Source organism: Massilia oculi (genome assembly GCF_003143515.1).
Lineage (GTDB): Bacteria > Pseudomonadota > Gammaproteobacteria > Burkholderiales > Burkholderiaceae_D > Telluria > Telluria oculi.
In genome coordinates, this window is record NZ_CP029343.1 from 259,758 (window position 1) to 285,882 (window position 26,125).

General features: G+C 66.4%; 25 protein-coding genes, 1 tRNA gene and 1 pseudogene. 12 read left to right on the forward strand and 15 right to left on the reverse strand.

What is annotated here, in order from left to right; all coding sequences use genetic code 11:
- Positions 1–260: 260 nt before the first annotated feature.
- From clpX to DIR46_RS01165, 6 genes are all read right to left on the reverse strand, one after another.
- Positions 261–1,529 (reverse strand): ATP-dependent Clp protease ATP-binding subunit ClpX, encoded by a 1,269-nt coding sequence (gene clpX / locus DIR46_RS01140; protein WP_109343601.1) that lies wholly within the window; start codon positions 1,527–1,529, stop codon positions 261–263.
- A gap of 196 nt (positions 1,530–1,725) precedes the next feature.
- The gene (gene clpP / locus DIR46_RS01145) at positions 1,726–2,343 is read right to left on the reverse strand and encodes an ATP-dependent Clp endopeptidase proteolytic subunit ClpP (RefSeq protein ID WP_109343602.1); all 618 of its coding nucleotides are present in this window, start codon (positions 2,341–2,343) and stop codon (positions 1,726–1,728) included.
- Between the two features lie 70 nt (positions 2,344–2,413).
- A complete protein-coding gene (gene tig / locus DIR46_RS01150) occupies positions 2,414–3,754 on the reverse strand; it encodes a trigger factor (RefSeq protein ID WP_109343603.1) in 1,341 nt (446 codons plus the stop codon).
- 31 nt (positions 3,755–3,785) lie between these two features.
- Positions 3,786–3,872, reverse strand: a tRNA-Leu gene (locus DIR46_RS01155).
- A gap of 229 nt (positions 3,873–4,101) precedes the next feature.
- Positions 4,102–7,191 (reverse strand): efflux RND transporter permease subunit, encoded by a 3,090-nt coding sequence (locus DIR46_RS01160; protein WP_109343604.1) that lies wholly within the window; start codon positions 7,189–7,191, stop codon positions 4,102–4,104.
- The gene (locus tag DIR46_RS01165) at positions 7,188–8,324 is read right to left on the reverse strand and encodes an efflux RND transporter periplasmic adaptor subunit (RefSeq protein WP_109343605.1); all 1,137 of its coding nucleotides are present in this window, start codon (positions 8,322–8,324) and stop codon (positions 7,188–7,190) included. Before DIR46_RS01165 ends, DIR46_RS01160 begins: the two co-directional genes overlap by 4 nt.
- Before the next feature lie 142 nt (positions 8,325–8,466).
- Here DIR46_RS01165 and hpnC point away from each other — a divergent pair, with 142 nt between their 5' ends.
- The 6 genes from hpnC to DIR46_RS01190 all read left to right on the forward strand — a co-directional run bounded on the left by hpnC (position 8,467) and on the right by DIR46_RS01190 (position 13,424).
- On the forward strand, positions 8,467–9,276 hold the full coding sequence (hpnC, locus tag DIR46_RS01170; protein ID WP_109343606.1) for a squalene synthase HpnC: 810 nt from the start codon (positions 8,467–8,469) through the stop codon (positions 9,274–9,276).
- Positions 9,277–9,384: 108 nt separating this feature from the next.
- Positions 9,385–10,218, forward strand: coding sequence for a presqualene diphosphate synthase HpnD (hpnD, locus tag DIR46_RS01175; protein WP_109343607.1), 834 nt, complete (start codon positions 9,385–9,387; stop codon positions 10,216–10,218).
- On the forward strand, positions 10,205–11,614 hold the full coding sequence (gene hpnE / locus DIR46_RS01180) for a hydroxysqualene dehydroxylase HpnE (protein WP_109343608.1): 1,410 nt from the start codon (positions 10,205–10,207) through the stop codon (positions 11,612–11,614). The genes hpnD and hpnE overlap by 14 nt, the downstream gene beginning before the upstream one ends.
- Positions 11,615–11,645: 31 nt before the next feature.
- Positions 11,646–11,795: a hypothetical protein gene (locus tag DIR46_RS26910; protein WP_205289056.1), complete on the forward strand. Its 150-nt coding sequence runs from the start codon at positions 11,646–11,648 to the stop codon at positions 11,793–11,795.
- 17 nt (positions 11,796–11,812) lie between these two features.
- Entirely contained in the window at positions 11,813–12,610 is a 798-nt protein-coding gene (locus DIR46_RS01185; RefSeq protein ID WP_109343609.1) for a DUF1700 domain-containing protein, read from the forward strand.
- Positions 12,611–12,629: 19 nt separating this feature from the next.
- On the forward strand, positions 12,630–13,424 hold the full coding sequence (locus DIR46_RS01190) for a head GIN domain-containing protein (RefSeq protein ID WP_229446451.1): 795 nt from the start codon (positions 12,630–12,632) through the stop codon (positions 13,422–13,424).
- 77 nt (positions 13,425–13,501) lie between these two features.
- Here the strand turns inward: DIR46_RS01190 and DIR46_RS01195 are convergent, their stop codons facing one another.
- Complete coding sequence (locus DIR46_RS01195) at positions 13,502–14,719, reverse strand: YeeE/YedE family protein (protein ID WP_109343611.1); 1,218 nt, start codon at positions 14,717–14,719, stop codon at positions 13,502–13,504.
- An 86-nt stretch (positions 14,720–14,805) separates the two neighbouring features.
- On the opposite strand from DIR46_RS01195, the pseudogene arfB reads away from it, so the two are divergent.
- Positions 14,806–15,189 (forward strand): annotated as a pseudogene (arfB, locus tag DIR46_RS01200) (alternative ribosome rescue aminoacyl-tRNA hydrolase ArfB); the annotation flags it as partial.
- Between the two features lie 20 nt (positions 15,190–15,209).
- Here the strand turns inward: arfB and DIR46_RS01205 are convergent.
- From DIR46_RS01205 to DIR46_RS01225, 5 genes are all read right to left on the reverse strand, one after another.
- A complete protein-coding gene (locus DIR46_RS01205) occupies positions 15,210–15,539 on the reverse strand; it encodes a hypothetical protein (RefSeq protein WP_109343612.1) in 330 nt (109 codons plus the stop codon).
- A gap of 54 nt (positions 15,540–15,593) precedes the next feature.
- The gene (locus tag DIR46_RS01210; protein WP_109343613.1) at positions 15,594–16,775 is read right to left on the reverse strand and encodes a tetratricopeptide repeat protein; all 1,182 of its coding nucleotides are present in this window, start codon (positions 16,773–16,775) and stop codon (positions 15,594–15,596) included.
- An 80-nt stretch (positions 16,776–16,855) separates the two neighbouring features.
- Complete coding sequence (locus DIR46_RS01215; RefSeq protein WP_109343614.1) at positions 16,856–17,968, reverse strand: YsnF/AvaK domain-containing protein; 1,113 nt, start codon at positions 17,966–17,968, stop codon at positions 16,856–16,858.
- A gap of 23 nt (positions 17,969–17,991) precedes the next feature.
- A complete protein-coding gene (locus DIR46_RS01220) occupies positions 17,992–18,414 on the reverse strand; it encodes a YsnF/AvaK domain-containing protein (protein WP_109343615.1) in 423 nt (140 codons plus the stop codon).
- Between the two features lie 90 nt (positions 18,415–18,504).
- Positions 18,505–19,755, reverse strand: a complete 1,251-nt coding sequence (locus DIR46_RS01225) for a TIGR03862 family flavoprotein (protein ID WP_109343616.1) — start codon at positions 19,753–19,755, stop codon at positions 18,505–18,507.
- 134 nt (positions 19,756–19,889) lie between these two features.
- Here DIR46_RS01225 and DIR46_RS01230 point away from each other — a divergent pair, with 134 nt between their 5' ends.
- From DIR46_RS01230 to dctP, 5 genes are all read left to right on the forward strand, one after another.
- Positions 19,890–20,288 (forward strand): hypothetical protein, encoded by a 399-nt coding sequence (locus tag DIR46_RS01230; RefSeq protein WP_109343617.1) that lies wholly within the window; start codon positions 19,890–19,892, stop codon positions 20,286–20,288.
- Positions 20,285–20,488: a helix-turn-helix transcriptional regulator gene (locus DIR46_RS01235; protein ID WP_109343618.1), complete on the forward strand. Its 204-nt coding sequence runs from the start codon at positions 20,285–20,287 to the stop codon at positions 20,486–20,488. The genes DIR46_RS01230 and DIR46_RS01235 overlap by 4 nt, the downstream gene beginning before the upstream one ends.
- Positions 20,485–21,441 (forward strand): alpha/beta fold hydrolase, encoded by a 957-nt coding sequence (locus tag DIR46_RS01240; protein ID WP_109343619.1) that lies wholly within the window; start codon positions 20,485–20,487, stop codon positions 21,439–21,441. Before DIR46_RS01235 ends, DIR46_RS01240 begins: the two co-directional genes overlap by 4 nt.
- A 14-nt stretch (positions 21,442–21,455) precedes the next feature.
- Positions 21,456–21,674, forward strand: a complete 219-nt coding sequence (locus tag DIR46_RS01245; RefSeq protein ID WP_109343620.1) for a hypothetical protein — start codon at positions 21,456–21,458, stop codon at positions 21,672–21,674.
- Between the two features lie 230 nt (positions 21,675–21,904).
- Entirely contained in the window at positions 21,905–22,945 is a 1,041-nt protein-coding gene (gene dctP, locus DIR46_RS01250) for a TRAP transporter substrate-binding protein DctP (RefSeq protein WP_109347861.1), read from the forward strand.
- Between the two features lie 39 nt (positions 22,946–22,984).
- On the opposite strand, the gene moaD is transcribed toward dctP, so the two are convergent.
- From moaD to thrC, 3 genes are read right to left on the reverse strand one after another with little or no spacing between them, the layout of a single operon-like run.
- A complete protein-coding gene (gene moaD / locus DIR46_RS01255; protein WP_109343621.1) occupies positions 22,985–23,242 on the reverse strand; it encodes a molybdopterin converting factor subunit 1 in 258 nt (85 codons plus the stop codon).
- 21 nt (positions 23,243–23,263) lie between these two features.
- Positions 23,264–24,571: a molybdopterin molybdotransferase MoeA gene (locus DIR46_RS01260; protein ID WP_109343622.1), complete on the reverse strand. Its 1,308-nt coding sequence runs from the start codon at positions 24,569–24,571 to the stop codon at positions 23,264–23,266.
- Positions 24,571–26,046, reverse strand: a complete 1,476-nt coding sequence (thrC, locus tag DIR46_RS01265) for a threonine synthase (protein ID WP_109343623.1) — start codon at positions 26,044–26,046, stop codon at positions 24,571–24,573. Before thrC ends, DIR46_RS01260 begins: the two co-directional genes overlap by 1 nt.
- Between the last annotated feature and the right edge of the window lie 79 nt (positions 26,047–26,125).

Below are 26,125 nucleotides of genomic sequence, written 5' to 3' on the forward strand. Positions count from 1 at the left end.
AGAAAGCGTGTTGCTGAACTTGGGCGCTGGGCAGTGAAAACACAAGGGCCACCCAGCAAAAATATTTTCTACAAGTAAAAAAGTTTCAACTTGCCGAAGAATATAGCCGTTCCAATAAAAGACCGATTCTAAATAGAAAAAGCCACCGCGCGGCGCACCGCGAGTGGCTTTTCGATTGAAGCCGAAGTCTTTTATTGAGATTGATTGTACCTAGTTGAGTCCGCACGGCAAGCCTTTTGTGGCGTGCGTGCGGGCTTTTTTCAATTCTCTCCGGATGCCTTCGCGGTTTCGCTATAAATCAGCAAAGGTTTAGCGCCATTCGTGATCGTATTTTCATCGATGACGACTTTCACGACGTTTTGCTGGCTTGGCAATTCATACATCACATCCAGCAGCGCGTGCTCGAGAATCGAACGCAGGCCGCGGGCGCCGGTCTTGCGCGCCAGCGCCTTCTTGGCGATCGCATGCAGGGCGGCGGGACGGATTTCCAACTCGGCGCCTTCCATCTCGAGCAGCTTCGAATACTGCTTGATCAGCGCATTCTTCGGCTCGACCAGGATCTGGATCAGCGCTTCTTCGGTCAGCTCGGAGAGGGCAGCCACCACCGGCAGGCGGCCGACAAGCTCGGGGATCAGGCCGAACTTGATCAAATCCTCCGGCTCGGCTTCGAGCAGGATCTCGGCGTTGTAGCCGTCGTCCAGGCTCTTGACCGTGGCGCCGAAACCGATGCCGCTCTTGACCGAGCGGTTCTGGATTACCTTGGCCAGGCCGTCGAAGGCGCCGCCGCAGATGAACATGATGTTGGTCGTGTCGATCTGCACGAAGTCCTGGTTCGGATGCTTGCGGCCACCTTGTGGCGGCACCGACGCCATCGTACCTTCGATCAGTTTCAGCAGCGCCTGCTGCACGCCTTCGCCCGAGACGTCGCGGGTGATCGATGGATTGTCGGACTTGCGCGAAATCTTGTCGATCTCGTCGATGTAGACGATGCCGCGCTGCGCCTTTTCCACCTCATAGTTGCAGCTCTGCAGCAACTTCTGGATGATGTTCTCGACGTCTTCGCCGACATAGCCGGCTTCGGTCAGGGTGGTCGCGTCGGCGATCACGAAGGGAACGTTGAGCATGCGCGCCAGGGTCTGGGCCAGCAGGGTCTTGCCGGAGCCGGTGGGGCCCACGAGCAGAATATTGCTCTTGGCCAGTTCGACTTCGTCTTTCTTGCCCAGGTGCTTGAGGCGCTTGTAATGGTTGTACACGGCCACCGACAGGATACGCTTGGCCGTTTGCTGGCCAATCACGTACTGGTCGAGCAGTTCGGTGATTTCGTGTGGCGTCGGCAGGTCGGACTTGGCGCCCGCCACCGTTTCGACGTTCGACGTTTCATCGCGGATGATGTCGTTGCACAGGTCGATGCATTCATCGCAGATGAACACCGACGGTCCCGCGATCAGCTTCTTGACTTCGTGCTGGCTCTTTCCGCAGAACGAGCAGTACAGAAGTTTTTCGCCGCTGGAGGATTTTTTGTCTGACATGGGGGCAGGACTCTATTGAATTGCTGTGAATATAACGCTTATACGAGTATGCAACAAGTGCGAATGTGACATGCCCTGAAGGCAGCGCAACCTGTGCACCTACGAACATGCTACCCGAAATAAAAAACAAACGCCCGAACGTGATCGCGTCCGGGCGTTTTTTTCCAACACCTCTTTCGAGGTACGGGGCTGAAACCTACCCGCGGCTGGTCAGGACCTTGTCGATCATGCCATATTCGACGGATTCTTCCGCCGACATGAAGCGGTCGCGGTCGGTATCCTTGTGGATCTGCTCGATGCTCTGACCGGTGTTGTCGGCCATGATGCGCGCCAGGCGCTCGCGCAGGTACAAGATCTCCTTGGCCTGGATTTCGATATCCGATGCCATGCCCTGCGATCCGCCCGATGGCTGGTGAATCATGACGCGCGAGTTCGGCAGCGAGAAACGCTTGCCCTTGGCGCCGGCGGCCAGCAGGAAGGCGCCCATCGAGGCGGCCAGGCCGGTGCACAGCGTCGAGACGTCCGGCTTGATGAAGTTCATCGTGTCGAAGATCGCCAGGCCCGCCGAGACGGAGCCGCCCGGGGAATTAATGTAGAGCGAAATATCCTTGTCAGGATTTTCACTTTCCAGGAACAGCATCTGGGCGACGATCAGGTTCGCCATCTGGTCGTTGACAGGACCGACCAGGAAGATCACGCGCTCCTTCAAGAGGCGCGAATAGATGTCATAGGCGCGCTCGCCGCGGCCACTCTGTTCGATCACCATCGGCACCATGCCGAGTGCTTGTGTATCCAATGCCGGATTACGAATCATACCCGTCTCGTTCCTTATAAAGAGGCCATTGAAAAAAATGCCGGCCCTGGAGGCCGGCAAGTTCGATTCTTCAGGCCTGTGGGACGCTGCCCATCAGTTCATCGAAAGCGATGGTCTTGGTCGACACTTTCGCCTTGCCGAGTACATAGTTGACGACGTTTTCTTCCAATACAAGAGCTTCGACTTCACCCAGGCGACGACGGTCGCTGAAGTAGTACTTGAGCACTTCTTTCGGATCTTCGTAGCTTTGCGAGAAGTCTTCGATCTGGGCTTTCACCTGCTCCTGGGTAGCTTGCAGGTTGTTGTCGGCGACCAGTTGCGACAGGATCAGGCCCAGGCGCACGCGGCGCTCAGCCTTGTCCTTGAACATCTCGGCCGGGAATGGCAGCTTGGACACGTCCATGCCGCGCTGCGCCATGTCCTGGCGGGTCATTTCGGCCAGGCGTTCCGAATCCTGCTCGATCATGACTTGCGGCACGTCCAGTTCGGTCGACTTGACCAGGGCGTCCATCACGGCTTCCTTGTTACGTGCTTTGACACGCGCGCGCACTTCGCGTTCCAGGTTGACCTTGATGTCTTCGCGCATCTTGTCGATCGAGCCGTCTTCGATGCCCAGCGATTGGGCGAATTCGGCGTCGACTTCCGGCAGGTGCGCCCACTCCAGGGCTTTCAGGGTGATGGTGAACTCGGCGGTTTTACCTGCCACGTCCTTGCCATGGTAGTCTTCCGGGAAAGCCAGCGGGAAGGTCTTGCTCTCGCCAACTTTCAGGCCAACGGTCGCCGCTTCGAATTCCGGCAGCATGCGGCCTTCGCCCAGCACGAAGGCGTAGTCTTCCGCCTTGCCGCCAGCGAATTCGACGCCGTCCAGGGTGCCGACGAAGTCGACGGTGACGCGGTCGCCGTTGGCGGCCACGGCTTCGCCGCCGGTGCCGTGTTCGCCTGCTTCACCCTTGGTGTGGTAGTGCACGCGCTGCTTGCGCAGGATGTCGATGGTCTTGTCGATCTCGACGTCGCTGACGTCGGTGTTGACGGTCTCGACTTCGACGGCAGCCAGGTCGCCGATCACGACTTCCGGATACACTTCGAAGGTGGCGTCGAAGGACAGCGTGCCTTCTTCAGCGTCTTGCTTAGGCTCGATTTTCGGGAAACCGGCAACGCGCAGCTCGTTCTCGACGGCGGCTTCGTTGAAAGCGCGGCCGACCTTGTCGTTCAGCACGTCGGTTTCGATCTGGTAGCCGTACTGGGCAGCGACCATCTTCATCGGCACTTTGCCTGGACGGAAGCCCGGCGCGCGGGCCGTCTTGGCCTGCTGCTTCAGGCGCTTTTCGACTTCGGTACGGACGTCAGCGACCGGAAAAGAGATCGTCAAGCGACGCTCGAGTTTACCCAGGGTTTCGACTGCAGTTGCCATTGTAAAAATCGTCCAAAAAAATAATTATTCGTGGTGCGAGGAGGGGGACTCGAACCCCCACACCATTGCTGGCGTCAGGACCTAAACCTGGTGCGTCTACCAATTTCGCCATCCTCGCTCAGGATTGCATAATTGCCACAAAAACAAAGGACGACCGACAGTGAAACCGGCCGCCCTGCACTCCAATGTTTAGGGGCTACAACTTCAAACGATTATTTTACTGGAATTTCTGACACTATTGGGCATCATTTTTAGCGGTGCGGGGTATGGTGCGATGAATATTGCAGCTCATCCGTATATTGGACGCGTGGACGGGGAACCCGGACACCCTACCCCGCCCGCGCCAATCACGACTCCGGCTTCTTGACGCGGAAGCACATTGCATACAAGGCCGGCAAGAACAGCAAGGTCAACGCCGTCGCCACGATCAACCCGCCCATGATCGCCACCGCCATCGGCCCCCAGAACGTCGACCGGGAAAGCGGGATCATGGCCAGCGCCGCAGCAGCCGCCGTCAACAGGATCGGCCGGCAACGCCGCACCGCCGATTCCACGATCGCATCCCACGGATGACTGCCGTTCGCGATGTCATGCTCGATCTGGTCCACCAGGATCACCGAATTGCGGATGATCATCCCGAACAGCGCGATCACGCCAAGATTGGCGACGAAACCGAACGGCCGGTCCAGGATCAAGAGCGCCATCGCCGCTCCCGCCACGCCCAGGGGGCCGGTGAGGAACACCAGCAGCGAACGCGAGAAGCTGTGCAGCTGCAGCATCAGCAAGGTGAACGTGATGAACAGCACCAGCGGCACGTTGGCCATGATCGAGGCCTCGGCCTCGGCGCTGTCGGCCGCCGCGCCCTCCACCGTCACGCGGTAGCCGGCCGGCAGTCTGGCGCGGATGCCGGCCAGTTTGGCGTCGACCTGGTCGGTCACGGTCGGCCCCTGGATGCCCTCCACCACGTCGGATTGCACCATGATCGCCCACTCGCGGCCCTCGCGCCACACCACGCCCGGCTCCCACACGAACTGGACCCGCGCGACCTGGCCGATGGTGACGGCGCGCCCGCCGGCGGTCGGCACCAGCGCTTCCTGCAGGCGGGTGATGGTCGAACGCTCCTCGAACGGCTGGCGCACCACCATGTCGATCAGGCGGTTCGATTCGCGGAACTGGCCGATCGGGGTGCCGGTCAACGTCGTCTGCACCACGCGCCGCACGGCTTGCGAGGTCACGCCCAGCGCGCGCAGCTTGTCCTGGTCGAGGTCCAGGCGCAGCACCTTGACCGACTCATTCCAGTTGTCGTTCACGCCCAGCGTGTTCGGGTTGGCGGCCATCACTTCCTTGACCTGGTCGGCGATGGTGCGCACCACGCCGATGTCCGGGCCCAGCACCTGGAACTGCACCGGATACGGCACCGGCGGCCCGTTCGGCAGCAGCTTTACCCGGCCACGCACCTCGGGGAAGTCGGTCTTGAACACCTCGATGATCTTCATGCGCAGGCGTTCTCGCGCCTCGGTATCGACGGGCAGCACCACCAGTTGGGACACGTTCGACTGCGGGAATATCTGGTCCAGCGGCAGGTAGAAGCGCGGGCTGCCGGTGCCGACGTAGCTCGTCACGCTCTGCACGCCCTCCTGCTTGGCCAGGAAGGCCTCGAAGCGCTTCACGACGGCTTCGTTGGCGGCAAAGCTCGTGCCTTCGGGCGACCACAGCTCCACCATCAGCTCGGGGCGGCTCGAATCGGGGAAGAACTGCTTCTCGATGAAATTGAAGCCGAACACGCCCAGGGCGAAGACGCCCAGGCTCAGCGCGATCGTGGTTTTTCTCCACTCGACGCAGCGGTTCACCAGGCGCCGGAAGCGCTGGTAGCCGGGCGTGTCGAAGACGTCGTGATGGCTGCCCTCCCCGGTGGCATGCGGCTTCACCTTCAGCAGCAGGAAACCGATGTAGGGCGTAAACGTGACCGCCACCACCCACGAGATCAGCAGCGCCAGTCCGTTCACCGAGAACATCGTGAACGTGTATTCGCCGGCCGCCGATTCGGCCAGGCCGATCGGCAGGAAGCCCGCCGCCGTGATCAGGGTCCCGGTCAGCATCGGCATCGCGGTCGAGGTGTAGGCGAAGGTGGCCGCCTCGAAGCGGGACAAGCCTTCTTCCATCTTGCGCACCATCATCTCGACTGCGATGATGGCGTCGTCCACCAGCAGGCCGAGGGCGATGATCAGGGCGCCGAGCGAAATCTTGTGCAGCGAGATGTCCAGCATGCGCATGAACAGGAAGGTAATCGCCAGCACCAGCGGGATCGACAGCGCCACCACCAGGCCCGGATACACGTCCACCCGCCACCTCGGCTTGGTGTGCAGGCCCAGCGCCAGGAAGGACACGATCAGCACGATCACCACCGCCTCGATCAGCACCTTGACGAATTCGCCGACCGAGGCCGTCACCGCCTGCGGCTGGTCGGCCACCCGTTCGAGTTCGATGCCGACCGGGAGCTGGGAGCGGATGCGGTCCACCGTCTCGCTCAGGCCTTCGCCCATGGTGATGATGTTGCCGCCTTTTTGCATCGACACGCCCAGGCCGATGACTTCCTTGCCGTTGAAACGCATCTTGTCGGCCGGCGGATCCTGGTAGCCGCGCTTGACGGTCGCGAAGTCGCCCAGGCGGAAGGTGGTGCCGCCGGCGCGCAATTGCAGGTCTTCGATCTGGCCCAGCGTGCGCAGCGCGCCCGTGACCCGCACCTGCAGATTGTCGGTCCCCGTCACCAGCACCCCGCTCGCCTCGACCTGGTTCTGGGTCGCGATCTGGTTGACGATCTGCTCGAAAGGCACGCCCAGCTGGGCGAACTTCTTGCTCGAGAACTCGATATACACCTTCTCGCTCTGCACGCCGAACTGCTCGACCTTGGCCACCAGCGGCACGCGCAGCAGTTGCTGGCGCACGAAGTCGGCATAGTCGCGCATCTCGGCATAGGTGAAGCCGTCGCCGGACAGCGCGAAGATGGACCCGTAGGTGTCGCCGAATTCGTCGTTGAAGAACGGCCCGATCACGCCCTGCGGCAGGGTGCCCGCGATGTCGCCGATCTTCTTGCGCACCTGGTACCAGGCCGGCGAAGTCTCGGACGGCGGCGTCGATTCGCGCAGCTCGAGGATGATCGTGGTCTCGCCCGGCTTGGAAAAACTGCGGATCGTGTGGATATAGGGCGTCTCCTGGAGCTTGCGCTCCAGCGGGTCGGTCACCTGCTCGGCCATCTGCAGCGCGGTGGCGCCCGGCCAGACGGCGCGCACCACCATCGCGCGGAAGGTGAAGGGAGGATCCTCGTCCTGGCCCAGCTCGAAGTAACTGAGGATCCCGAACAGCATGCAGGCGGCGATCAGGAAACGCGTGAGGGGGATGTGCTCCAGCGCCCAGCGCGACAGATTGAAACCCTTCATTTGCCGACCTCGCCCGACACGATCGCTTCGGTGTCGGCGCGGCGCGAGACGTCGGCGGTGAGGATGCGCACCTTCTGGCCGTCGCGCAGCAGGTTGACGCCGGCGGTGACGACGTTCTGGCCGGCGGCCACCTGGCCCGTGACCAGCACGTCATTGCGCACCTGGCCGACCACCTGCACCGGCACCAGCTTGACAGCGCCGTTCTCGACGATCCAGACCGAGCTGGCGCCCTTGTGCTGCACCAGCGCGGTCAGGGGCAGGCGCAGGCCGGCCGCGCCATTGCCGCCCGTGGCGAGTTCGACCGTCGCCGTCATGCCCAGGCGGACTTCGGCGTTCTCGGGAATGGCCACCTTGACCGTATAGGTGCGGGTGGCCGGATCGGCCACCGGCGACACTTCGCGGATCTTGCCGCGGATCGCTACCGCCTCGTTGGCCCACAGGCGCACGGTGACGTCGCGGGCCGCGCGCAGCTGCCCGACCTTGTCTTCGGGGATGCCGATCACCACTTCCTTCTCGACGGTTCTCGCCACCCGCACCACCGGGCTGCCGGGTTGCACCACCTGCCCCACTTCGGCCTCGATGGCGGTCACCACGCCGTCGGCGTCGGCCGCCAGGTTCGTATAGTTGGCCTGGTTGGCCTGGCCACGCAGCCCGGCGCGGGCGGCGTCGACATTGGCCTGGGCCGCCTTCAGGGCGCTCTGCTTGGCGTCGAGCACCGCCTGGCTGACGAAATTCTGGGCGCGCAAGTCGACGTGGCGCTTGTAGTCGGCGCGGGCCAGGTCGCGCTCGGTCTCGGCGGCGCGCAGCGTGGCGCGGGCCTGGCTTTCGGCCAGGCGCAGGTCTTGCGGATCGAGCCGCATCAGCACGTCGCCGCGCCTGACCGTGGCGCCGACGTCCACCTTGCGTTCGACGATCTTGCCGCCGACCCGGAAACCGAGCTGCGATTCGTAGCGCGGGCGCACGTCGCCGGAGAATTCCAGGCGCTCGCCCGCGGTGTCGGCGGCCAGGGTGGTCACGCGGACCGGACGCACGTCCTCAGCAGGTGGGGCGGGCTTGGAACAGGCGACCAGGGCGGCGGCAAGCGGCGCCAGCACGGCTGCGCGCAGGGCGGAAGAGGAAATACGGGAAAACACAGTGGCAATCCTTTGGCTGATCTAGCGGCGTCTCGGGCCGGAGCTGGCTGCGCAGTAGGGTCACATTAGCGCCAGTTTGTAATCCAGCAATTATAATCATGCAAATAGATAAATCAGGTGACTTTAGAGTCATCCGTCCAAAATGGCCGTAGACCACTACGAAAACTTTCCTGTCGCCTCGATCCTGCTGCCGCGCCGCCTGGTGCCGGCGGTCGAGGCGATCTATGCCTTCGCCCGCAGCGCCGACGACCTGGCCGACGAAGGCAATGCCACGCCCGACGAGCGGCTGGCCGCCCTCGAAGCCTACGAACGCGAACTGGACCAGATCGGTGTCGGCGCAGCGTCGCCGGATCCGATGTTCGCGCGCCTGGCCGGCGTCGTCGCCCAATACCGCCTGCGGCTGGACCCGATGCGCGACCTGCTGTCGGCCTTCAAGCAGGACGTCGTCACCCAGCGCTATGCCGACTATGCGAACCTGCTCGATTATTGCCGCCGCTCGGCCGATCCGGTCGGCCGCCTGATGCTGGCGCTGTACGGCGCCGACGACGCCGACAATGTGCGCGACTCCGACGCCATCTGCAGCGCGCTGCAGCTGACGAACTTCCTGCAGGACGTGGCGATCGACCTGGAAAAGGGGCGCATCTACATTCCTCTGGAAGACCTGGCCCGCTTCAAGGTGAGCGAGGCGGCGCTGCGCGCCGGCACGGTCGACGCGCCGTTCCAGGCCCTGATGCGCTTCGAGGTCGAGCGCACCCGCGCCCTGATGCTGTCGGGCGCCCCGCTGGCCAAGCGCCTGCCGGGCCGCATCGGCTGGGAGCTGAGGATGATCGTCCACGGCGGCCTGCGCATCCTCGACCGCATCGAGCAGGCCGGTTACGACGTGTTCCGGCGCCGCCCGGTGCTGTCGGCGCCCGACTGGTTCATGGTCGGCTGGGGCGCGTTACGGATGTAATGACCCTTCCGGCAACCCTGATTTCACACTCATCGGCTAAGATAGCGGATTGACCGCGCGGCATCCCCTGATTCGGCCGCGCCCCGACCAGCATTTCACGACAATTTCATGTCTCCAGACGAATACTGCCAGCAAAAGACCGTCCAAAGCGGCTCCAGTTTCTACTACAGCTTCCTGTTTCTCCCGCCCGAGCGCCGGCGTGCGATCACGGCGCTGTACGCCTTCTGCCGCGAAGTCGACGACACCGTCGACGAGGCGACCGACGGTTCGGTGGCGCGCATCAAGCTGGCCTGGTGGCGCACCGAGGTCTCGAAGATGTACTCGGGCACCCCGACCCATCCGGTGATGCTGGCCCTGCAGCCGCACATCGCCACCTATCGACTGGAAGAAAACCACCTGCTGGCCATCGTCGACGGCATGGAGATGGACCTCGACCAGAGCCGCTACCTCGACTACCCGGGCCTGCAGCGCTATTGCTGGCACGTGGCGGGCGTGGTCGGCATCCTTTCGGCCAGCATCTTCGGCTACACCAATCCGCAGACCCTGGCCTATGCCGAAAAGCTCGGCCTGGCCTTCCAGCTGACGAACATCATCCGCGACGTCGGCGACGATGCACGCAAGGGCCGCATCTACCTGCCGGTCAACGAGCTGCAGCAGTTCGGCGTCACCGCCAACGACCTGCTCAAGCTGCAGCACAGCGACAAGTTCGAGGCGCTGATGCGCTTCCAGGCCGAGCGCGCGCAAGCCGTCTACGACGAGGCCCTGGCCCTGCTGCCGAAGGAAGACCGGCGCGCACAGCGTCCCGGCCTGATGATGGCCGCCATCTACCGCACCCTGCTGGACGAGATCCAGCGCGACGGCTTCCACGTGCTCAACCAGCGCATCTCGCTCACGCCGCTGCGTAAGCTCTGGCTGGCGTGGAAAACCTATGTCCGCACCTGAGCTGCACGTCGCCGTTGCCGGCGGCGGCTGGGCCGGCTGTGCGGCGGCGGTGGAGCTGGCGCGCCAGGGCTGCCAGGTGACCTTGTACGAGGCCGCCCGCAGCCTGGGCGGGCGCGCGCGCGGCGTCGAAGTGCGCGGACTGGCCCTGGACAACGGCCAGCACATCCTGCTGGGCGCCTACCGCGAATCGCTGCGCCTCATGAACAGGGTGGGCGTCGACGAGAAGACCGCTTTCCTGCGCCTGCCGGTGCAGATGCGCTATCCCGCGGGCGGCGACGGCATGGACTTCGCCGCACCACGCCTGCCTGCGCCGCTGCACCTGGCATTCGCCCTGCTGCGCGCGAAGGGCCTGGACCGCGACGACAAGCTGGCGCTGGCCCGCTTCAACAGCGCCGGGCGCTGGATGGGCTGGCAGCTGGACAATGACTTCACGGTGCTCGAGCTGCTGGAGCGCTTCGGCCAGACCGAGCGCCTGACCCGGCTGATGTGGCGTCCGCTGTGCATCGCGGCCCTGAACACGCCGCCGGAACGGGCCTCGGCCAATGTCTTCCTGGCCGTGCTGCGCGACAGCCTGGGCGCCAGCCGGCGCGCCGCCTCCGACATGCTGCTGCCGCGCCTGCCCATGGGAGCGCTGTTCCCGGAACCCGCCGGCGCCTGGCTCGAACGCCAGGGTCATGCCGTCCGCCTGGGCGTCAAGGTCACGGGCATCAAACCCGACGGCGACGGCTGGCTGGTGGAATCCGGCGCCGATGCCGCGGCCGGGCGCTTCGACGCGGTGGTGCTGGCCACCCCGGCGCCGGTGAGCGCCGCGCTGCTGGCGAGGTTGCCCGAGGCGGCGGCGCTGGCCGGCCAGCTTGACGCCTTTACCCACGAGCCGATCGCCACCTGCTATCTGCAATACGCGCCCGGCACCCGGCTGGCGCTGCCGTTCTACGCCCTGCTGGACGATCCTGCGACGAACCGCTGGGGCCAGTTCGTCTTCGACCGCGCTCAGCTGGATGCGGCCCAGGACGGCCTGCTGGCGGTGGTGGTGAGCGCCGCCGCCGAGGCCGCGACCCTTCCACGCGAACAGCTGGCAACCGCCATCGCATCCCAGCTGGCTGAGGAGTTCGGACGGCCGGAACTGGCCGCCCCAGGCTGGACCCAGCTGATCACCGAGAAACGCGCGACCTTCAGCTGCTCGCCTGCGCTAGTGCGCCCAGGCAACACCACCGCCCTGCCCGGCCTGGTGCTGGCCGGCGATTACACGGCCAGCGACTACCCGGCCACCCTGGAGACGGCGGTGCGCAGCGGCCAGGCGGCGGCGACGGCCATCCGCGCCTACGGCGCCCTGCCCCGCGAAAAGCGCAGCCTGTCGCACGCCGATGGCGCCGCATCAGGCGATTCCGTAAGGTAGCAGCATCAAAACCCGTCTTATGGAAATGACTATGAAACCCCGTCTCGGCCTGCACGCCGTTGCCATTCTCGCCATCGTGGCGCTGAGCACCCTGGTGCTGGTCCAGCCCGAACTGATCGGCGGCTCGGCGCACGCGACCGTCCTGGCGATCGGCTCCATCCCGGCCCTCGGCCACCACTGACGGAGCGGCGCAACGACATGGGCAAGCTGGAATACCTCGACGCGCTCAAGCGGGCCCTGATGGGCCTGCCGCCGGAAACCCAGGCCAGGACCCTGGCCTGGTACGAGCAGCGCTTCGTCGACGGCAGCGCCGCCGGCCGGCCCGAACACGAGGTGGCCGCCGAGCTGGGCGATCCACGCCAGGTCGCGGTGACCCTGCGCACCAGCGCCCACCTGGCCGACCTGAAGGACGGCAACAAGGACAAGAAGCCGTCGGGCAATATCGCGCGCACGGTCGTCTCGGGCGTCGGCCTGTTGATCTTCAATCTGTTCATGCTGATCCCGGCCGCGGTGTTCGCGTCGCTCCTGATGTCGCTGTATCTGTCGGCCTTCGGCGTCTACGTCTCGGGCATCGCCGTGACCGCCAGCGGCCTGGCCGGCTCGAACGAGCTGATCCTGAGCGCGCCACTGACCCGCATGGTGATCGGCGACGACGGCGAAACGGTCGAATCGCAGACCCGGGTCACGATCGGCGCCAACGGCATCCACGTGTTCGACGAACCGGCGCCTGATGCCGACGGAGAAAATCCCGCGATCCGCGCCGAGCGCGACGACCGCGACTCGCGCTTCATGCGCGGGGCCGAGGCGGTGGCGGAGCGCAAGATCCAGATCACGACCGAGCTCGATCCCGGCTCGCGCACCACGCAGGTGGCCCTCGGCTGCGCGCTGATCCTGGGCGGCATCGTGCTGTTCCTGCTGTCGATCGTGCTCACCAGGTACACGCTGCTGGGCATCCGCCGCTACGTGAACATGAACCTGTCGCTGCTGAAGGGATAAGGACACCATGCGCGCCTTGATGAGAATCGGATTCGCCCTGCTGCTGCTGGCCGCCGTGCTGGTGGCGCTGAGCTACAGCATGCTGCGCGCCACTGGCGTCAGCACCGCCGCCGAGCGGCGTGAGGTGGCGCAGGACCGGCGCGCCGTGCCGGCCGGCGTCGACGTCGTCGAGGTCGACGGCCCGATCGACCTGAACCTGCGCTATGGCGCCACGCCATCGCTCCAGGTCAGCGGCGAGCAGCGCATGCTGGGCAATGTCGAAGTCCAGGGCGACGGCAATGTGCTGCGCATCGGCATCCGCGGCATGGTGCTGCGCCACCGCGAACCGCTGGTCGTCGACCTGACCCTACCGGCCCTGACCTCGGTGCGGATCGACGGCAGCGGCGACAGCAGCATCAACGGTTTCTCGGGCGACGAGATCGCCGTCCAGCTCAACGGCTCGGGCAGCGTGCGCTTCAACGGCCGCTTCCGCACCGCCAGGGTGGGCCTCTCCGGCAGCGGCGACCTCGACGTGAACGGCGGCGCCGCAATGGACCGGGTCGAGACGCGGTTGATGGGGTCGGGCCGCATCACCGTGGTCGGCACGGCGCGCGAGCTCGATGCCAGCACCACCGGCTCGGGGCACCTCGATGCCGAGCACTTGCGCGCCGAGGAAGTGACGGTGAGCCAGAGCGGTTCGGGCGACAGCGCGGTGCAGGCGCGCGGCAAGGTGAAGGTGTCGCTCAGCGGCAGCGGCGACGTCGAGGTATACGGGAATCCGGGGGAGCGCAGCACGAGCCGCGCCGGTAGCGGCAGCGTCAGTTACCACGATTAGCCGGCGCCGCTGGCGTCACGCACCTTCATGGCAAGCGCCGGAATCGCGCTCGCATTCGTGACGCTGCACGACCGGGATCAGCAGCCGCCCAGCTTCACCCGTTCCACTTCCAGCCCGAACAAGGGCCGCAGGCGCGTACCGACCACATTGCCGGCAAACGCAAGCACCAGCCACAGCCAGCCGTGCAGGCTGCCCGAGATGATGCCGCTGAAATAGGCGCCGATATTGCAGCCGTAGGCCAGGCGCGCGCCGTAGCCGAGCAGCAGGCCGCCGACGACCGCCGCGATCAGCGAGCGCAGCGGCAGGCGCCATACCGGCGCGTAGCGGCCCGCCAGCGCCGCCGCCAGCATCGCGCCGAGCACGATGCCGATGTCCATCACCGAGGTCACGTCCTTCCAGACCGGCGCGGCCAGCGCGGCGGCGTTGGCGCCGCTCGACCAGTAGGTCCAGCTGGCGACGTCGATGCCGGCCACGGAGGCCACCTTGGCGCCCCATAGCGCGAAGGCCGAGGTCACGCCCCACGGCCGGCCCGACAGGGCCAGGGTGGCGAAGTTGAGCACGACCAGCGCCAGCGCGCCGGCCACCAGCGGCCACGGACCGCGCAGCCAGCGTGCGCCGCCAGTCGCTTGCGACTGCGTCGTGACCAGCCTTCCGTGGCGGCGCTTCTCGACCACGACGGTGACGGCCGCGATCAGCGCGAACACGACCAGGTTCAGCGCCAGCGCTGGGGCCAGGCCCAGTTCCTTCACCGCCGACAGCGGCGGCAACTGCGGCATCGCGGTCCAGAACGGCATGTGGGCGGTGCCGACCAGCGAGCCGACGATGAAGAAGATCAGCGTGACGATCATGCGCGTGCTGCCGCCGCCGACCGTGTACAGCGTGCCCGAGGCGCAACCGCCGCCCAGCTGCATGCCGATGCCGAAGATGAAGGCGCCGACGACGACCGACGTGCCGGCCGGCTGCACCAGCCCGGTGACCGGGTTGCCGAACAGCGTGCCGCCGGCGAGCGCCGGGAAGAACAGCACGACGCCGACCGCCAGCATCAGCATTTGCGCGCGCAGGCCGGCGCCGCGGCCGTCGGCGATGAACACGCGCCAGGCCGACGTGAAGCCAAAGGCCGCATGGTACAGGGCCACGCCGAGCAGCGCGCCGACCACGTACAGCGCGGCCTGGCGCGGACCGACGACTTGCGTCAGGAACCAGGCGCCGAGCACGATGAGCACGAAGGCAATGCCGAAGGGCCGCAGGTTGATGTCGGCGCGTCGCGCGCCGGACAAGGATGCAGAAATGGTCATGAGGTTCGAAGAAGATGAGGCGGAACCCACTATTGTCTAACATCTTCACGTTCCGTGCAGGGCGGCTCCAGGTTTACAATGGCGGCATGGCCGTCATCAATCCTCTCGAAGTCGAATTCAGAGCAATCCGCGCGCAGGGCCCGGGTGGCCAGAACGTCAACAAGGTCTCATGCGCCGTGCACGCGCGCTTCGACATCGGCGCCTCGTCGCTGCCGCAGCACGTCAAGGATCGCCTGCTCGCCACGAGCGACGCGCGCATCACGCAGGAAGGCGTGCTGGTACTCAAGGCGCAGCAATCGCGCAGCCTGGAACAGAACAAGGAAGACGCCTTGCGCCGCCTGCAGGAACTGGTCGACAAGGCGTCGGTCGTGCCGGTGACGCGCCGTCCAACCCGACCGACGCGAGGCTCGCAGCTGCGACGGCTGGATGCCAAGGCGCGCAGCAGCCAGACCAAGGCGCTACGGGCAAGGTCAACGACTAGCCCGGATGCTCATGCCTGCAGCGCGGCAAACCAGGCGGCATACGGCGTATTGGCCACCATCCGCCGGTTGAAATCCGGCGCGCCATCGGTCCACCACACCGGCCCGCGCTCTCCCAGCGCGTGCTTGGCCGCGTCGACCGCCTGGCGCGCGGTCCGCTCGGCGTCGGCGTCGCCCGCCTTGAGGGCGGCGCCGACGTCCCGGCGCGCCTTCATGAGCCGGTCGACCAGCTGCTGGCGCGCGTCCGGCGCCAGATTGGGATTGCTGGCTCGCCACAGCCGGCCCGAGACGACGAAATACCGCCCGTCGGGCGTGGTGGGATGTTTGTCGGGTGAAGGCATGGCCGCACTATACCCAAAGGGGACGGGCGCAGCCGTTCGCTTACATCCAATCAATCAAGGCCGAAGACCGTAGCGGTCGATGAACAGCTTGACGCCGCCCGGATTCGCCGCCAGCCAGGCCTGGAGCGCCGGGCGATATGACTGGCGGAACATCAGCAGCAGGATCGCCGGCTCCAGTTGACCATCCTTCGCCAGCGCCTGCATTTGGAGCAAGGCGGGGTCGGTCACGGCTTGGCCATCAAGCGCGCTGGTTTCGTCCATGACCTTCAGCGCGGTCCGCCACGCGCCCAGTTCGATCTCGTACGGCGACTTGCTGGCGGCATGCTCGGACTGGCGCTGGTTGGACTCGCCGATGCCGAGCAGGAGCCGCATGGCGTAATTCGGGGTGTCGGCCTGGCCGGCGGCCGACTCGTCGATATGGACCGTGAATTTGCCATCCGCCTCCTGCGTCACGCGCACGCCGCGCCGGAACGCCAGCGACTTGAGCGGCAGCCCGGCGGCGGCGCGCAACCTGGCCAGCTTGCCCCAGCTCGGACGTTGCGACGGATCGGCCGCGATCGATGAATACAAGGCCGCTTCGGCCGGCGCGTGCCGGCCCTGCGCCAGCAAGGCGTCTGACAGGAAGCGCCAGGCCTGCGCGTTATGCGGTTCGATCTCGGTGGCGCGCCGGAACAGCGCCTCGGCGCGCGGCCAGTCGCCCTGCATGAAGTGGCAGTCCGCGGCGCCCACCCAGGCGCTCGACGCCCTGGGGTCGGCTTCCATGGCCGCTTCGTACTTGAGCAGGGCTTCCCTGGGTTTGCGCTGCGCAAACAGCGCCGAGCCTTCGGCCAGCAGCTTCGCGGCGCGAGGATTCGGCGTGTGCAGGGGCGACACACCGTCGTCGTCCAGCATGCGCAAGACCTCGTGCGCGATGGGATCGTCGGCGGCAAGCGTGGTCGCACGCTCGGCCAGCGCACGCGCCGTCTGCCGTACCTGGGCCGCCTTGTCTTTCGGGGCCACGCTCGACAGTTTGAACAGCAAACCGGCCTGCAGCGACACCGGCAGTGAAGCCTGCGGGTCGGCCTTTTCGGCGGCCTTGTACTTGTCCAGCGCCTCCTGGTACTTGCCCTGCCCCTCGAGCACGTGGGCGTCGCGCACCAGGGTGTGGCATGGTTCGCCGCACTGCATCGCGGCCGTTGCGGCCAAATGGAAGAACGCCAGCAGCGCGGCAAGCGTCAGTACACGCAAGGATTTCATGGGACGGCCAGGCGACAAAAGGCCATGGTACCGCGTTGCCCGGCCCCCATTGCTCACCGAATGTCACATATCGGTACGCTTCAGGCGCCGTGGTGGCCCGTCATCCGATCCCACCCGTGACGCACGGCCGCCTTCATCTTTTCCCAGGTCGACACTCCCCTGTGGCGCGACTCCCAATCCGTGCGCAGCTCGGGTTCGATCTCGTCCCACTGGCGGCCCGCGTACTTGCCGCTGCCCGCGACCTGCGAACCGTACAGATAGGCCGGCGCGTAATCGTCGTACGCGCCGCCGCTCGCGCCATAGGTCAGCCTGAAGTGCTCGCGGTAGTAGCTCTCCTGGTCGCCCATGGCGACGCCGAGCCGCTCCACATCCACCTCGGTGTGGCGCACCGTGTCGTCGATCTGCTGCTGGCGCTCGCTGACCTCTTTGCCGATCGAAACCTCCTCGGTGATGCGGGCCGATTTCTCGACCACGGCTTCCTCGGCGCTCTCGCGCATCTCGATGGTCTGCTCCCTGAATGCCGCGACGTCGCTCGGGCTGATCGGCTGGTCCACCTTGCGCCGCTGGACGTCGACGTGTTCTTCGCGCAGGCCGATGGTTTCGTGCACCGGGGTTTCGACGATGCGCGAGAAGATGCGCATGCCGCCGCGCTGGACTTCGCGCTTGCCGACACGCAGCTGCTCTTCGACCACCGGGATGGTCGCACCCGTCGCGGTAGCCCGTTGCAGCGAAGCGCCGCTGGCACCGCCCTGCAAGTGGCCGGCCGCCGACTGGCTCGACGGCGCCCCGCCCCGCATCGCGCCCTGCCTGGAAGCGGCGTCCTTGTGCAGCGCGCCCGGCGTAGCGACGCCTTCCGAATGCTCCTCGACGTCGACCGGCCCGAAGGCTTCGACGACGTCGGCGGCGCGCTCGACCTCCGGCAGCGAATCGGCGCTGAGCGTCACCACGTGCTGGCCACGCGCGAGCGCGCCCTCGTAGCGGCTCGCGTGGTGCTTGTGCTCGTCGCCGAACAGGTCCTGGAAGAAGTGCTTGATCCCCGTACCGATGCCTTCGGCAGTGGTGGCGCCGCCAGAGGCGGGACTGGCGTCGGAAAGCCGCACGCTACTGCGGCTGAAACCGGAAGACAGCAGCTGGTCGTACGCGCGTTGCGCGTCGGTGCGGTTGTCGAAAACCGCGACTAGCGTATGGTGCATGATGGCCTCCTTGGGTGATGACTTCAGGCGTCCGAATGGCCGGTCTCGTCGAAACGCTCGACCTCGACCCATTCCGCCTTGAGCGGAACAGTCTCGACGTGACGCTCCTCGTGCCGGACACGGGTGATGTGCAGTTCTTCCCTGATGCGCAGCTTGCGCTCGACCACCAGCACTTCCTCGAGCACGGGAATGACCAGGGTGTCGCCTTCATGGCGGTGACCGGGCGCCTCGTCGGCGCCGACGAGGCGGTCGACCGGAACATGTTCGATGCGCAGCTCGTCGCGCAGCAGCCGCTCGTCGACGGTAACGGTCTGTTCGGTGACGGTCTTGTGGATGCGTACGCCGCGGCCGGTGTCGACCATGCGCGTGCCGACCGCAAGCTGCTCCTCGACGACAGGAATGCGCAACGGTTCCTGTGCGCTCGGCTCGGTAGGCGTGCTGGACATGGTGCGCTCCTGGGCAAGGCTGCGAGAAGAACGATCCAGCCTACGCCAATCCGCGAACGGCATGCGCACCGTTGGCGTTCAATATCCCGCTCAGGCGCCGGCCAGGTCCAGCCAGGCCAGCGCATCGCGCCCGGCCGCGCGGCCGCTGGCGAAGCAGGCGGTCAGCAGATAACCGCCCGTGGGCGCTTCCCAGTCGACCATCTCACCCGCGACAAAGGTGCCGGGCAGCGCGGCCAGCATCGCGGCGCCGTCGGCCAGCGCGTCGAAGCGCACGCCGCCGGCGCTGCTGATCGCCTCGTCGATCGGGCGCGGTCGCAGCAGCTTGAGCGGCAGGCGCTTGATGCCGGCGGCCAGACGCACGGGATCGGCGTATTCCTCGCGCGACAGGCATTCGTGCAGCAATCCGGCCTTGACGCCCTTGATGCCGAGCCGGCTTTGCAGGTGGCTCGACATCGAGCGCGAACCGCGCGGGCGCGTCACTTCGTCGACTACCCTGTCGGCGTCGTGGTCGGGGGCCAGGTCGAGCCACAGGATGGCGCCGCCATCGCGCGCGATCGCGTCGCGCAGCGGCGCCGACAGCGCGTACACCAGGCTGCCCTCGACGCCACCAGCGGTGATGACGAACTGGCCCTTGCGCCAGGCGATTTCGCCATGCTGGTCCTGGCACCCGGCGGCCACCGTGAGCAGGGGCGCGCCGGCGTAGCGGCTGCTGAAGTGCTCGCTCCAGCCGACGTCGAAGCCGCAGTTGGCGGGCACGAGCGCAGAAAGCGCAACCCCGCGTTCGGCCAGCAGCGGCTGCCAGGCGCCGTCCGAGCCGAGCCGCGCCCAGCTGGCGCCGCCCAGCGCCAGGATCGTGGCGTCGGCCTCGGCCAGGCGCTCGCCCTCCGGCGTCGCCAGGCGCAGCCGGCCATCCCGCCAGCCCAGCCAGCGATGGCGCATATGAAAGCGCACGCCGGACTCGCGCAGACGGTGCAGCCAGGCGCGCAGCAGCGGCGCCGCCTTCATCTCGCGCGGGAAGACCCGGCCCGAGGTGCCGACGAAGGTCTCGATGCCAAGCTCGTGGATCCAGGCGCGCACGGCGTCGGCGTCGAAGCCTTCCAGCCAGCGCGCCACCTCGTCCTGGCGCGCGCCGTAGCGGCGCACGAAGTCGGGCCAGGGTTCGGAATGCGTGATGTTCATGCCGCCCTTCCCCGCCAGCAGGAATTTGCGGCCCACGCTGGCCATCGCATCGTAGACGTCGACCTGCACGCCGCCCAGCGCCAGCACCTCGGCCGCCATCAGCCCGGCGGGGCCGCCGCCGATCACGGCGACACGCTTGGAGGAAGTGGAAGACTGGGTCATGACGGTGCGGGGCAGGCAAGAAGGACCAGCATTGTAGTCGAGTTCGGGCAGCGGGAGAGGATGTAAAGGATGCTTGACATGGCGCGCCGGCGGGCCTACGATGTAAAGCATCCTTTACTACATGGGGTTGCACGATGAAGGCAAACACGCATGAACGGCGGGTCGGCAAGGCTTACCTGCGCGAACTGGGCATCTCCTTCGCGGTGTACGCGATCCTGCTGGTGGCGACGATCCGCTACGGCCGGCCAATGGAGGAAGGCGTACTGCGCACCGCGGTCCTGCTGTCGCCGATGCTGGGATTCTGCCTCATGCTGTGGGCCATCGCGCGCCACCTGAACCGGGTCGACGAATACCTGCGCCGCTGCCTGCTCGAATCGTTCGCGCTGGCCGCCGCCCTCACCGCCGGGCTCACCTTCAGCTACGGCTTCCTCGAGACGGCCGGCTATCCGCGCCTGTCGATGTTCGCGGTCTGGATGGTGCTCGGGGCGACCACCGCCCTGGTCTGCACGGTGCGGGCGCTGCGCCAGCGATGAAGAACCGCATCCGCGAGCTGCGCGCCGAGCACGGCTGGAGCCAGGCCGACCTGGCCGAGCGCCTCGAGGTCTCGCGCCAGAGCATCAACGCGATCGAGACCGGGCGCTACGACCCCAGCCTGCCGCTCGCCTTCGCCATTTCACGGTTGTTCGGCCTGCCGGTCGAAGCCATTTTTTCCCCCGATCAGGAGACCGCATGAAGAAAGCTTCCCTGTTGTTTGCGCTCGCGCTCGGCGCGACTTCCATCGTCCAGGCCCAGGCGCAGGTCTCGTCCCCGGCGGCGCCTGTCGCGAACCGTTTCGCCGCCACCATCGAGCCGGCCGAACGCTTCGAATCCGGCGGCCTGCTGGTCGAGCGCCACGGCAGCCGCGGCCGGCCCGTGATCCTGGTCCCCGGCCTGGCCAGCGGCCCCTGGGTATGGCAAGAGACGATCCGCCAGTTCAAGGACGAGTTCACGCTGTACGTGGTCACCCTGCCCGGCTTCGACGGCCGTCCGGCGCCAGGCGCAAGGTCCGAGTGGGCGCCGTTCGAGGGGGCGCGCGCCGCGCTGCGCGGCCTGATCGCCGAGCGCAGGCTGGACAAGCCGGTCATCGTCGGCCACAGCCTGGGCGGCACGCTGGCCTATGCCGTGGCCCAGGACCTCGGCAGCGGCATCGGCGGCGTGGTGGCCCTGGACGGCCTGCCGGTCTTCCCCGGCACCGAGAACATGCCGCCGCAGCAGCGCCCGCAAGCGGCGATCAACGTGCGCAACCGGATGGCGGCCAGCCGCCCGGATGCCTACGCCGCCGAGCAGCGCCAGTACATGCGCGGCCAGGGCGTGCTCGACATCGGCAAGGCCGACGACATCACGCCGCTGCTGCTGCGCAGCGATCGCGAGGCGGTCGGCGCCTACGTGGCCGACCTGCTGGCGCTCGACCTGCGTCCCGGCCTTTCCAAAATCAGCGCCCCGGTGCTGGTCGTGGCGCCGTTTTACCAGTACGATGCGGCTCAGGATGCGCTGACGGTCAACGACAAGGTCGAGCACTACCGGATGCTGGTCGAAGGGATTCCCTCGGTCGAGGTGGTGCCGATCGCGCCGTCGCGCCACTTCCTGATGATCGACCAGCCGCTGGCGCTGGCCGGCATCCTGCGCCGTTATCTCGACCGCCGTTGAAAGGAATCCGTGTCATGCGCCCTGCATCTCGTCCTTTATTCCACTGGATCGGCCAGTACCTGCTGGCCGCCGGCACCATGTTCCTGCTGCTGTGCGCGATCGACCTGATGCGCGGCGACAGCCTGGCCGACACCTGGGGCCCGACCCTGCTGTGGTCGCTCGCCGCGGCCGCCATCTTCGTCGCCGCGCGCTGGCGCTCGGCCAGCCAGGCGATCACCGACAAGCCGCGCTGACCACAAGATACTCCACGGTGCATCAAGGCCGGTTCCACCGGCCTGCGCGATACTGCCGCCTTGGCACCGGTGTACCTGAACTGCATGCCTTTGTCATAGCTGCAATATTCTGCTTGACATGCGGTGTAGCAGGAATATTCTTGTACACGCCAATGTGAACGATGGCGCCCGCTCGACGAGGCCGGCCACGATTCACCCGGCAGTCCGTTAAAACATCTTGGAGGATGTATATGTCGGTAATCAACCGGTCGTTTACGACCCGCAGGGCAATGCTGGGCGCGATCGCGACCAGTCCTTTATGGATGCAGTCCGCCTGGGCGCAGGCCAGCAATCTCAGGATCTCGCACCAGTTTCCCGGCGGCAGCATCGCCCAGGGCGATTTTCGCGACCGGCTGTGCCGCATGTTCGCGGCCGAGGTCGAGAAGCGCACGCGCGGCGGCCTCAAGTTCTCGATCCATCCGGGGTCGAGCCTGATGCAGCCCAACGCCCAGTTCGGCGCGTTGCGCAGCGGCTCGCTCGACATGGCCCTGGTGCCGCTGTCGTACGCCGGCGGCGAAGCGCCGGAAGCGAATATCGGACTGATGCCGGCGCTGGTGACGTCCTACGAACAGGGCTATGGCTGGAAGAACGCCCCGGTCGGGCGCGAGCTGGCGCGCATCCTGGGCGAACAGGGCCTGGTGATCGTCAGCTGGATCTGGCAGGCCGGCGGGGTCGCCTCGCGCGGCGCTCCGATCCTCAACCCCGAGGACGTGCGCGGCCTGAAAGTGCGCGGCGGCTCGCGCGAGATGGACATGCTGCTGCAGGACGCCGGCGCGACCGTCGTCAGCCTGCCGTCCAACGAGATCCACGCCGCCATGCGCAGCGGCGCGCTCGACGCGGCCCTGACGTCGTCGACGTCCCTGATCTCGTTCCGCCTGCAAGAGACGGCGCGCTCGCTGACCACGGCGCGCGGCGGCTCGTACTGGTTCATGTTCGAGCCGCTGCTGATGTCGCGCACCGTGTTCGAGCGCCTGTCCAAGCCGCAGCAGGACGCCATCCTCAAGGTCGGCGCCGACCTGGAGGCGTTCGCGATGAAGATGGCGCGCATCGACGACGAGGCGGTGGTGTCGGTCTATCGCGGCGTCGGCGCGCGCGTGGTCGACCTCAATCCGGAAGCCCTGCTCAGCTGGCAGTCGGTGGCGCGCAATACGGCGTGGAAGGATTTCGCGGCGCGTAACAGCAATTGCGCGAAGTTGATGGCCTTGGCGGAGCAGTCGATCGCTGCCTTGTGATGGGAAAGCCGGCCCCGGCTGAACCTGGGCCGGCCTTTTTCAACCGCCGGTCACCGGCGGGAAAAACGCCACTTCGGCGCCTTCGCCGATCGGCGTATCGCCGCCGCACATGACCTGGTCATGGGCCATGCGCACCGCGCGTTCGGGCGCCAGGGCCTCGGCCCACACGCCGCCGCGTGCGCGCAGCAGTTCGCGCACCTGGCCCACCGTCGTCACTTCCGGCGGCAGTTCCAGCTGTTCCTGCCCGGTACCAACTGCTTCGCGCAACGCAGCGAAGTATTTCAAACTGATCTTCATGTCGCTCCTGATGCTGTACTTCTAATACTGTAATTCGGCGAACGGGATGAAGCGCACCAGGTCGCCCGCGGCGATGCGGTTGCCCGCCGGGTTGTCGACCAGGCCGTCGCCCCACACCGTCGAGGTGAGCACGCCCGAGCTCTGGTTCGGGAACAGGTCCAGTCCCCCGGCCGCGTTCAGGCGCGCACGCAGGAACTCGTTGCGGCGGTCGCCCTTCGGCAGCTCGAAGTCGGCGCGCACGGTGTAGCCCTGCGGCTCGACCTGGCCGCTCACCCCCTGCAGGCGCAGCAGGAAAGGCCGCACGAACAGCAGGAAGGTCACGAAGCTCGATACCGGATTGCCCGGCAGGCCCAGGAAGTAAGCAGCGCCAGTGGCGCTGCTTACGCTCGCGCCAGTAGCGCTGCTTACGCTCGCGCCACCGTCGTCGCCGTTACTACGGCGCACCTCGCCGAACGCCAGCGGCTTGCCCGGCTTGACGGCGATCTGCCACATCGACAGGCGCCCTTCCGCCTCCACGGCGGGCTTGATGTGATCTTCCTCGCCGACCGAGACGCCGCCCGAAGTGATGATCAGGTCGTTCTCGCGCGCGGCCTCACGCAAGGTGGCGCGGGTCGCGTCCAGCGAATCGGGCACGATGCCGTAATCGCTGATCTCGCAGCCGAAGTTCTCCAGCAGGCCGCGCAAGGTAAACCGGTTCGAATTGTAGATCGCGCCGGGTTTCAAGCCTTCGGGCGGCACGTCGCCCGGCATGGTCAGCTCGTCGCCGGTGAAGAACACCGCCACGCGCAGGCGCCGGCGCACCGGCAGGCTGGCCAGGCCGACGGAGGCCGCCAGTCCCAACGCCTGGCTGCGCAGGCGGCTGCCCGCCGGCAGGATCACGGCGCCCGCGCTGATGTCCTCGCCCTTGCGGCGGATCCACTCGCCGGCGCGCGGCGCATGGCGGATGGTGACGCTGTCGCCGACCGCCTCGGCCTGCTCCTGCATCACGACCGCATCGGCGCCCGGTGGAATCAGGGCGCCGGTGAAAATGCGCGCCGCGGTGCCGGGTTCCAGTTGGTGGCCGACGCTGCCGGCCGGGATGCGCTGGCTGACCTTGAGGATGGCGCTGCCGCTCGCGCAATCCTCAGCGCGCACGGCGTAGCCATCCATCTGCGTATTGTCGGCCGACGGAACGTCGATCGTCGCCAGCTGGTCGGCGGCCAGCACGCGCCCGTTTGCCTCGAGCGTCGGGATGGTTTCCACCCCCTCGACGGGCCGCGCGGCCTGGATCAGGAAGTCGAGCGCTTCGCGCACCGACAGCATGGGGGCTTTCTGTACCGGTGGGTTCATCACAGCCCCGTGTGTTCGGCGATGTAGGACTTCATGCGGCCGACGTCGGCCGGCATGACGACGAAACGTTGCGGCAGCGACTCGATGTCCTCGAAGCCGGCGGGACGCTCGGCATCCTGGCCCAGCGCTTCGAGTATCGTTTCGTTGAACTTGGCCGCCAGCGCGGTCTCGAGCACGATCATCGGCACGCCCGGCTGCATGTGTTCGCGCGCGACCTTGATGCCGTCGGCGGTATGGGTGTCGATCGTGATGCCGTAGTCGTCGGCAACGTCGCGGATCGTGGCCAGGCGGTCGGCATGGGTCGAGCGGCCCGACAGGAAGCCGAACCTGGCGACGTGCCTGAACTCGTCGCCATCGCTGCCCGGCGCGCCGGACAGATCGAAGCCGCCATGGGTGTCGACCTTGCGGAACAGCGCATGCGTGCGCTCGGGGTCGCGGCCCACCAGCTCATACACGAAGCGCTCGAAGTTCGAGGCCTTGGAGATGTCCATCGACGGGCTGCTGGTGTGGAAGGTCTCGGACGGCTTGCGCACACGGTAGACGCCGGTGCGGAAGAATTCGTCCAGCACGTCGTTCTCGTTGGTGGCGGCCACCAGCTTGTCGATCGGCAGGCCCATCATGCGGGCGATGTGGCCGGCGCAGATATTGCCGAAGTTCCCCGACGGGACCGTGAACGACACCTTCTGATCGTTGCTGGTGGTCGCCGCCAGGTAGCCGCGGAAGTAGTACACGACCTGGGCCACGACGCGCGCCCAGTTGATCGAATTGACGGTGCCGATCTTCTGGCGCGCCTTGAATTCGAGATCGTTCGAGACCGCCTTGACCAGGTCCTGGCAATCGTCGAACACGCCTTCGACGGCGATATTGAAGATGTTCGGGTCCTGCAGGCTGAACATCTGGGCGGTCTGGAAGGCGCTCATCTTCCTGTGCGGGGACAGCATGAACACGCGCACGCCGCGCTTGCCGCGCATCGCGTACTCGGCGGCGCTGCCGGTGTCGCCCGAGGTGGCGCCGAAGATGTTCAGTTCCTCGTTATTTTTCGCCAGCGCGTATTCGAACAGATTGCCCAGCAACTGCATCGCCATGTCCTTGAAGGCCAGGGTCGGGCCGTTCGACAGCGCCTGCAGCACCAGCGTGCCCTTCGGGCCATCTTCCAGCACGCGCAGCGGGGTGATGTCCGCGCTCGATTCGTCGGCGCGGGCGTTGCGGTAGACCTCCGGCGTGTAGGTGCGCGCGGTCAGGGCCTTCAGGTCGGCGTCCGGGATGTCGGTGGCAAACTTGCGCAGGATTTCATAGGCCAGCTCGGCGTACGACAGCTTGCGCCATGCATCGAGCTCGGCGCCGGTCACCTGCGGGTACTCGGCCGGCAGGTAGAGGCCACCGTCCGGGGCTAGCCCGCCTAGCAGGATGTCGGAGAATTGCTGGGGATTGCGTGCTGCGGACGCGCTCGTCGCGCGGGTGGACACATAATGCATACAGTTTGAAGATCCGGTTGGCTCACATTGAAACTTTATTATAGTGGGAGCGGGCGGAAATGTATGCTGTGCTGCAAAA

Coding starts and splice junctions, on each gene's coding strand:
- hpnE (WP_109343608.1), top strand. CDS start 10,205: ATGTCCGCACCTGAGCTGCACGTCGCCGTTGCCGGCGGCGGCTGGGCC.
- thrC (WP_109343623.1), bottom strand. CDS start 26,046: ATGCATTATGTGTCCACCCGCGCGACGAGCGCGTCCGCAGCACGCAAT.
- DIR46_RS01160 (WP_109343604.1), bottom strand. CDS start 7,191: ATGAAGGGTTTCAATCTGTCGCGCTGGGCGCTGGAGCACATCCCCCTC.
- DIR46_RS01205 (WP_109343612.1), bottom strand. CDS start 15,539: ATGCCTTCACCCGACAAACATCCCACCACGCCCGACGGGCGGTATTTC.
- DIR46_RS26910 (WP_205289056.1), top strand. CDS start 11,646: ATGAAACCCCGTCTCGGCCTGCACGCCGTTGCCATTCTCGCCATCGTG.
- DIR46_RS01230 (WP_109343617.1), top strand. CDS start 19,890: ATGAAGGCAAACACGCATGAACGGCGGGTCGGCAAGGCTTACCTGCGC.
- DIR46_RS01235 (WP_109343618.1), top strand. CDS start 20,285: ATGAAGAACCGCATCCGCGAGCTGCGCGCCGAGCACGGCTGGAGCCAG.
- DIR46_RS01185 (WP_109343609.1), top strand. CDS start 11,813: ATGGGCAAGCTGGAATACCTCGACGCGCTCAAGCGGGCCCTGATGGGC.
- DIR46_RS01215 (WP_109343614.1), bottom strand. CDS start 17,968: ATGCACCATACGCTAGTCGCGGTTTTCGACAACCGCACCGACGCGCAA.
- DIR46_RS01190 (WP_229446451.1), top strand. CDS start 12,630: ATGAGAATCGGATTCGCCCTGCTGCTGCTGGCCGCCGTGCTGGTGGCG.
- dctP (WP_109347861.1), top strand. CDS start 21,905: ATGTCGGTAATCAACCGGTCGTTTACGACCCGCAGGGCAATGCTGGGC.
- DIR46_RS01225 (WP_109343616.1), bottom strand. CDS start 19,755: ATGACCCAGTCTTCCACTTCCTCCAAGCGTGTCGCCGTGATCGGCGGC.
- DIR46_RS01260 (WP_109343622.1), bottom strand. CDS start 24,571: ATGAACCCACCGGTACAGAAAGCCCCCATGCTGTCGGTGCGCGAAGCG.
- DIR46_RS01195 (WP_109343611.1), bottom strand. CDS start 14,719: ATGACCATTTCTGCATCCTTGTCCGGCGCGCGACGCGCCGACATCAAC.
- DIR46_RS01245 (WP_109343620.1), top strand. CDS start 21,456: ATGCGCCCTGCATCTCGTCCTTTATTCCACTGGATCGGCCAGTACCTG.
- hpnC (WP_109343606.1), top strand. CDS start 8,467: ATGGCCGTAGACCACTACGAAAACTTTCCTGTCGCCTCGATCCTGCTG.
- DIR46_RS01210 (WP_109343613.1), bottom strand. CDS start 16,775: ATGAAATCCTTGCGTGTACTGACGCTTGCCGCGCTGCTGGCGTTCTTC.
- moaD (WP_109343621.1), bottom strand. CDS start 23,242: ATGAAGATCAGTTTGAAATACTTCGCTGCGTTGCGCGAAGCAGTTGGT.
- hpnD (WP_109343607.1), top strand. CDS start 9,385: ATGTCTCCAGACGAATACTGCCAGCAAAAGACCGTCCAAAGCGGCTCC.
- DIR46_RS01240 (WP_109343619.1), top strand. CDS start 20,485: ATGAAGAAAGCTTCCCTGTTGTTTGCGCTCGCGCTCGGCGCGACTTCC.
- tig (WP_109343603.1), bottom strand. CDS start 3,754: ATGGCAACTGCAGTCGAAACCCTGGGTAAACTCGAGCGTCGCTTGACG.
- clpP (WP_109343602.1), bottom strand. CDS start 2,343: ATGATTCGTAATCCGGCATTGGATACACAAGCACTCGGCATGGTGCCG.
- DIR46_RS01220 (WP_109343615.1), bottom strand. CDS start 18,414: ATGTCCAGCACGCCTACCGAGCCGAGCGCACAGGAACCGTTGCGCATT.
- clpX (WP_109343601.1), bottom strand. CDS start 1,529: ATGTCAGACAAAAAATCCTCCAGCGGCGAAAAACTTCTGTACTGCTCG.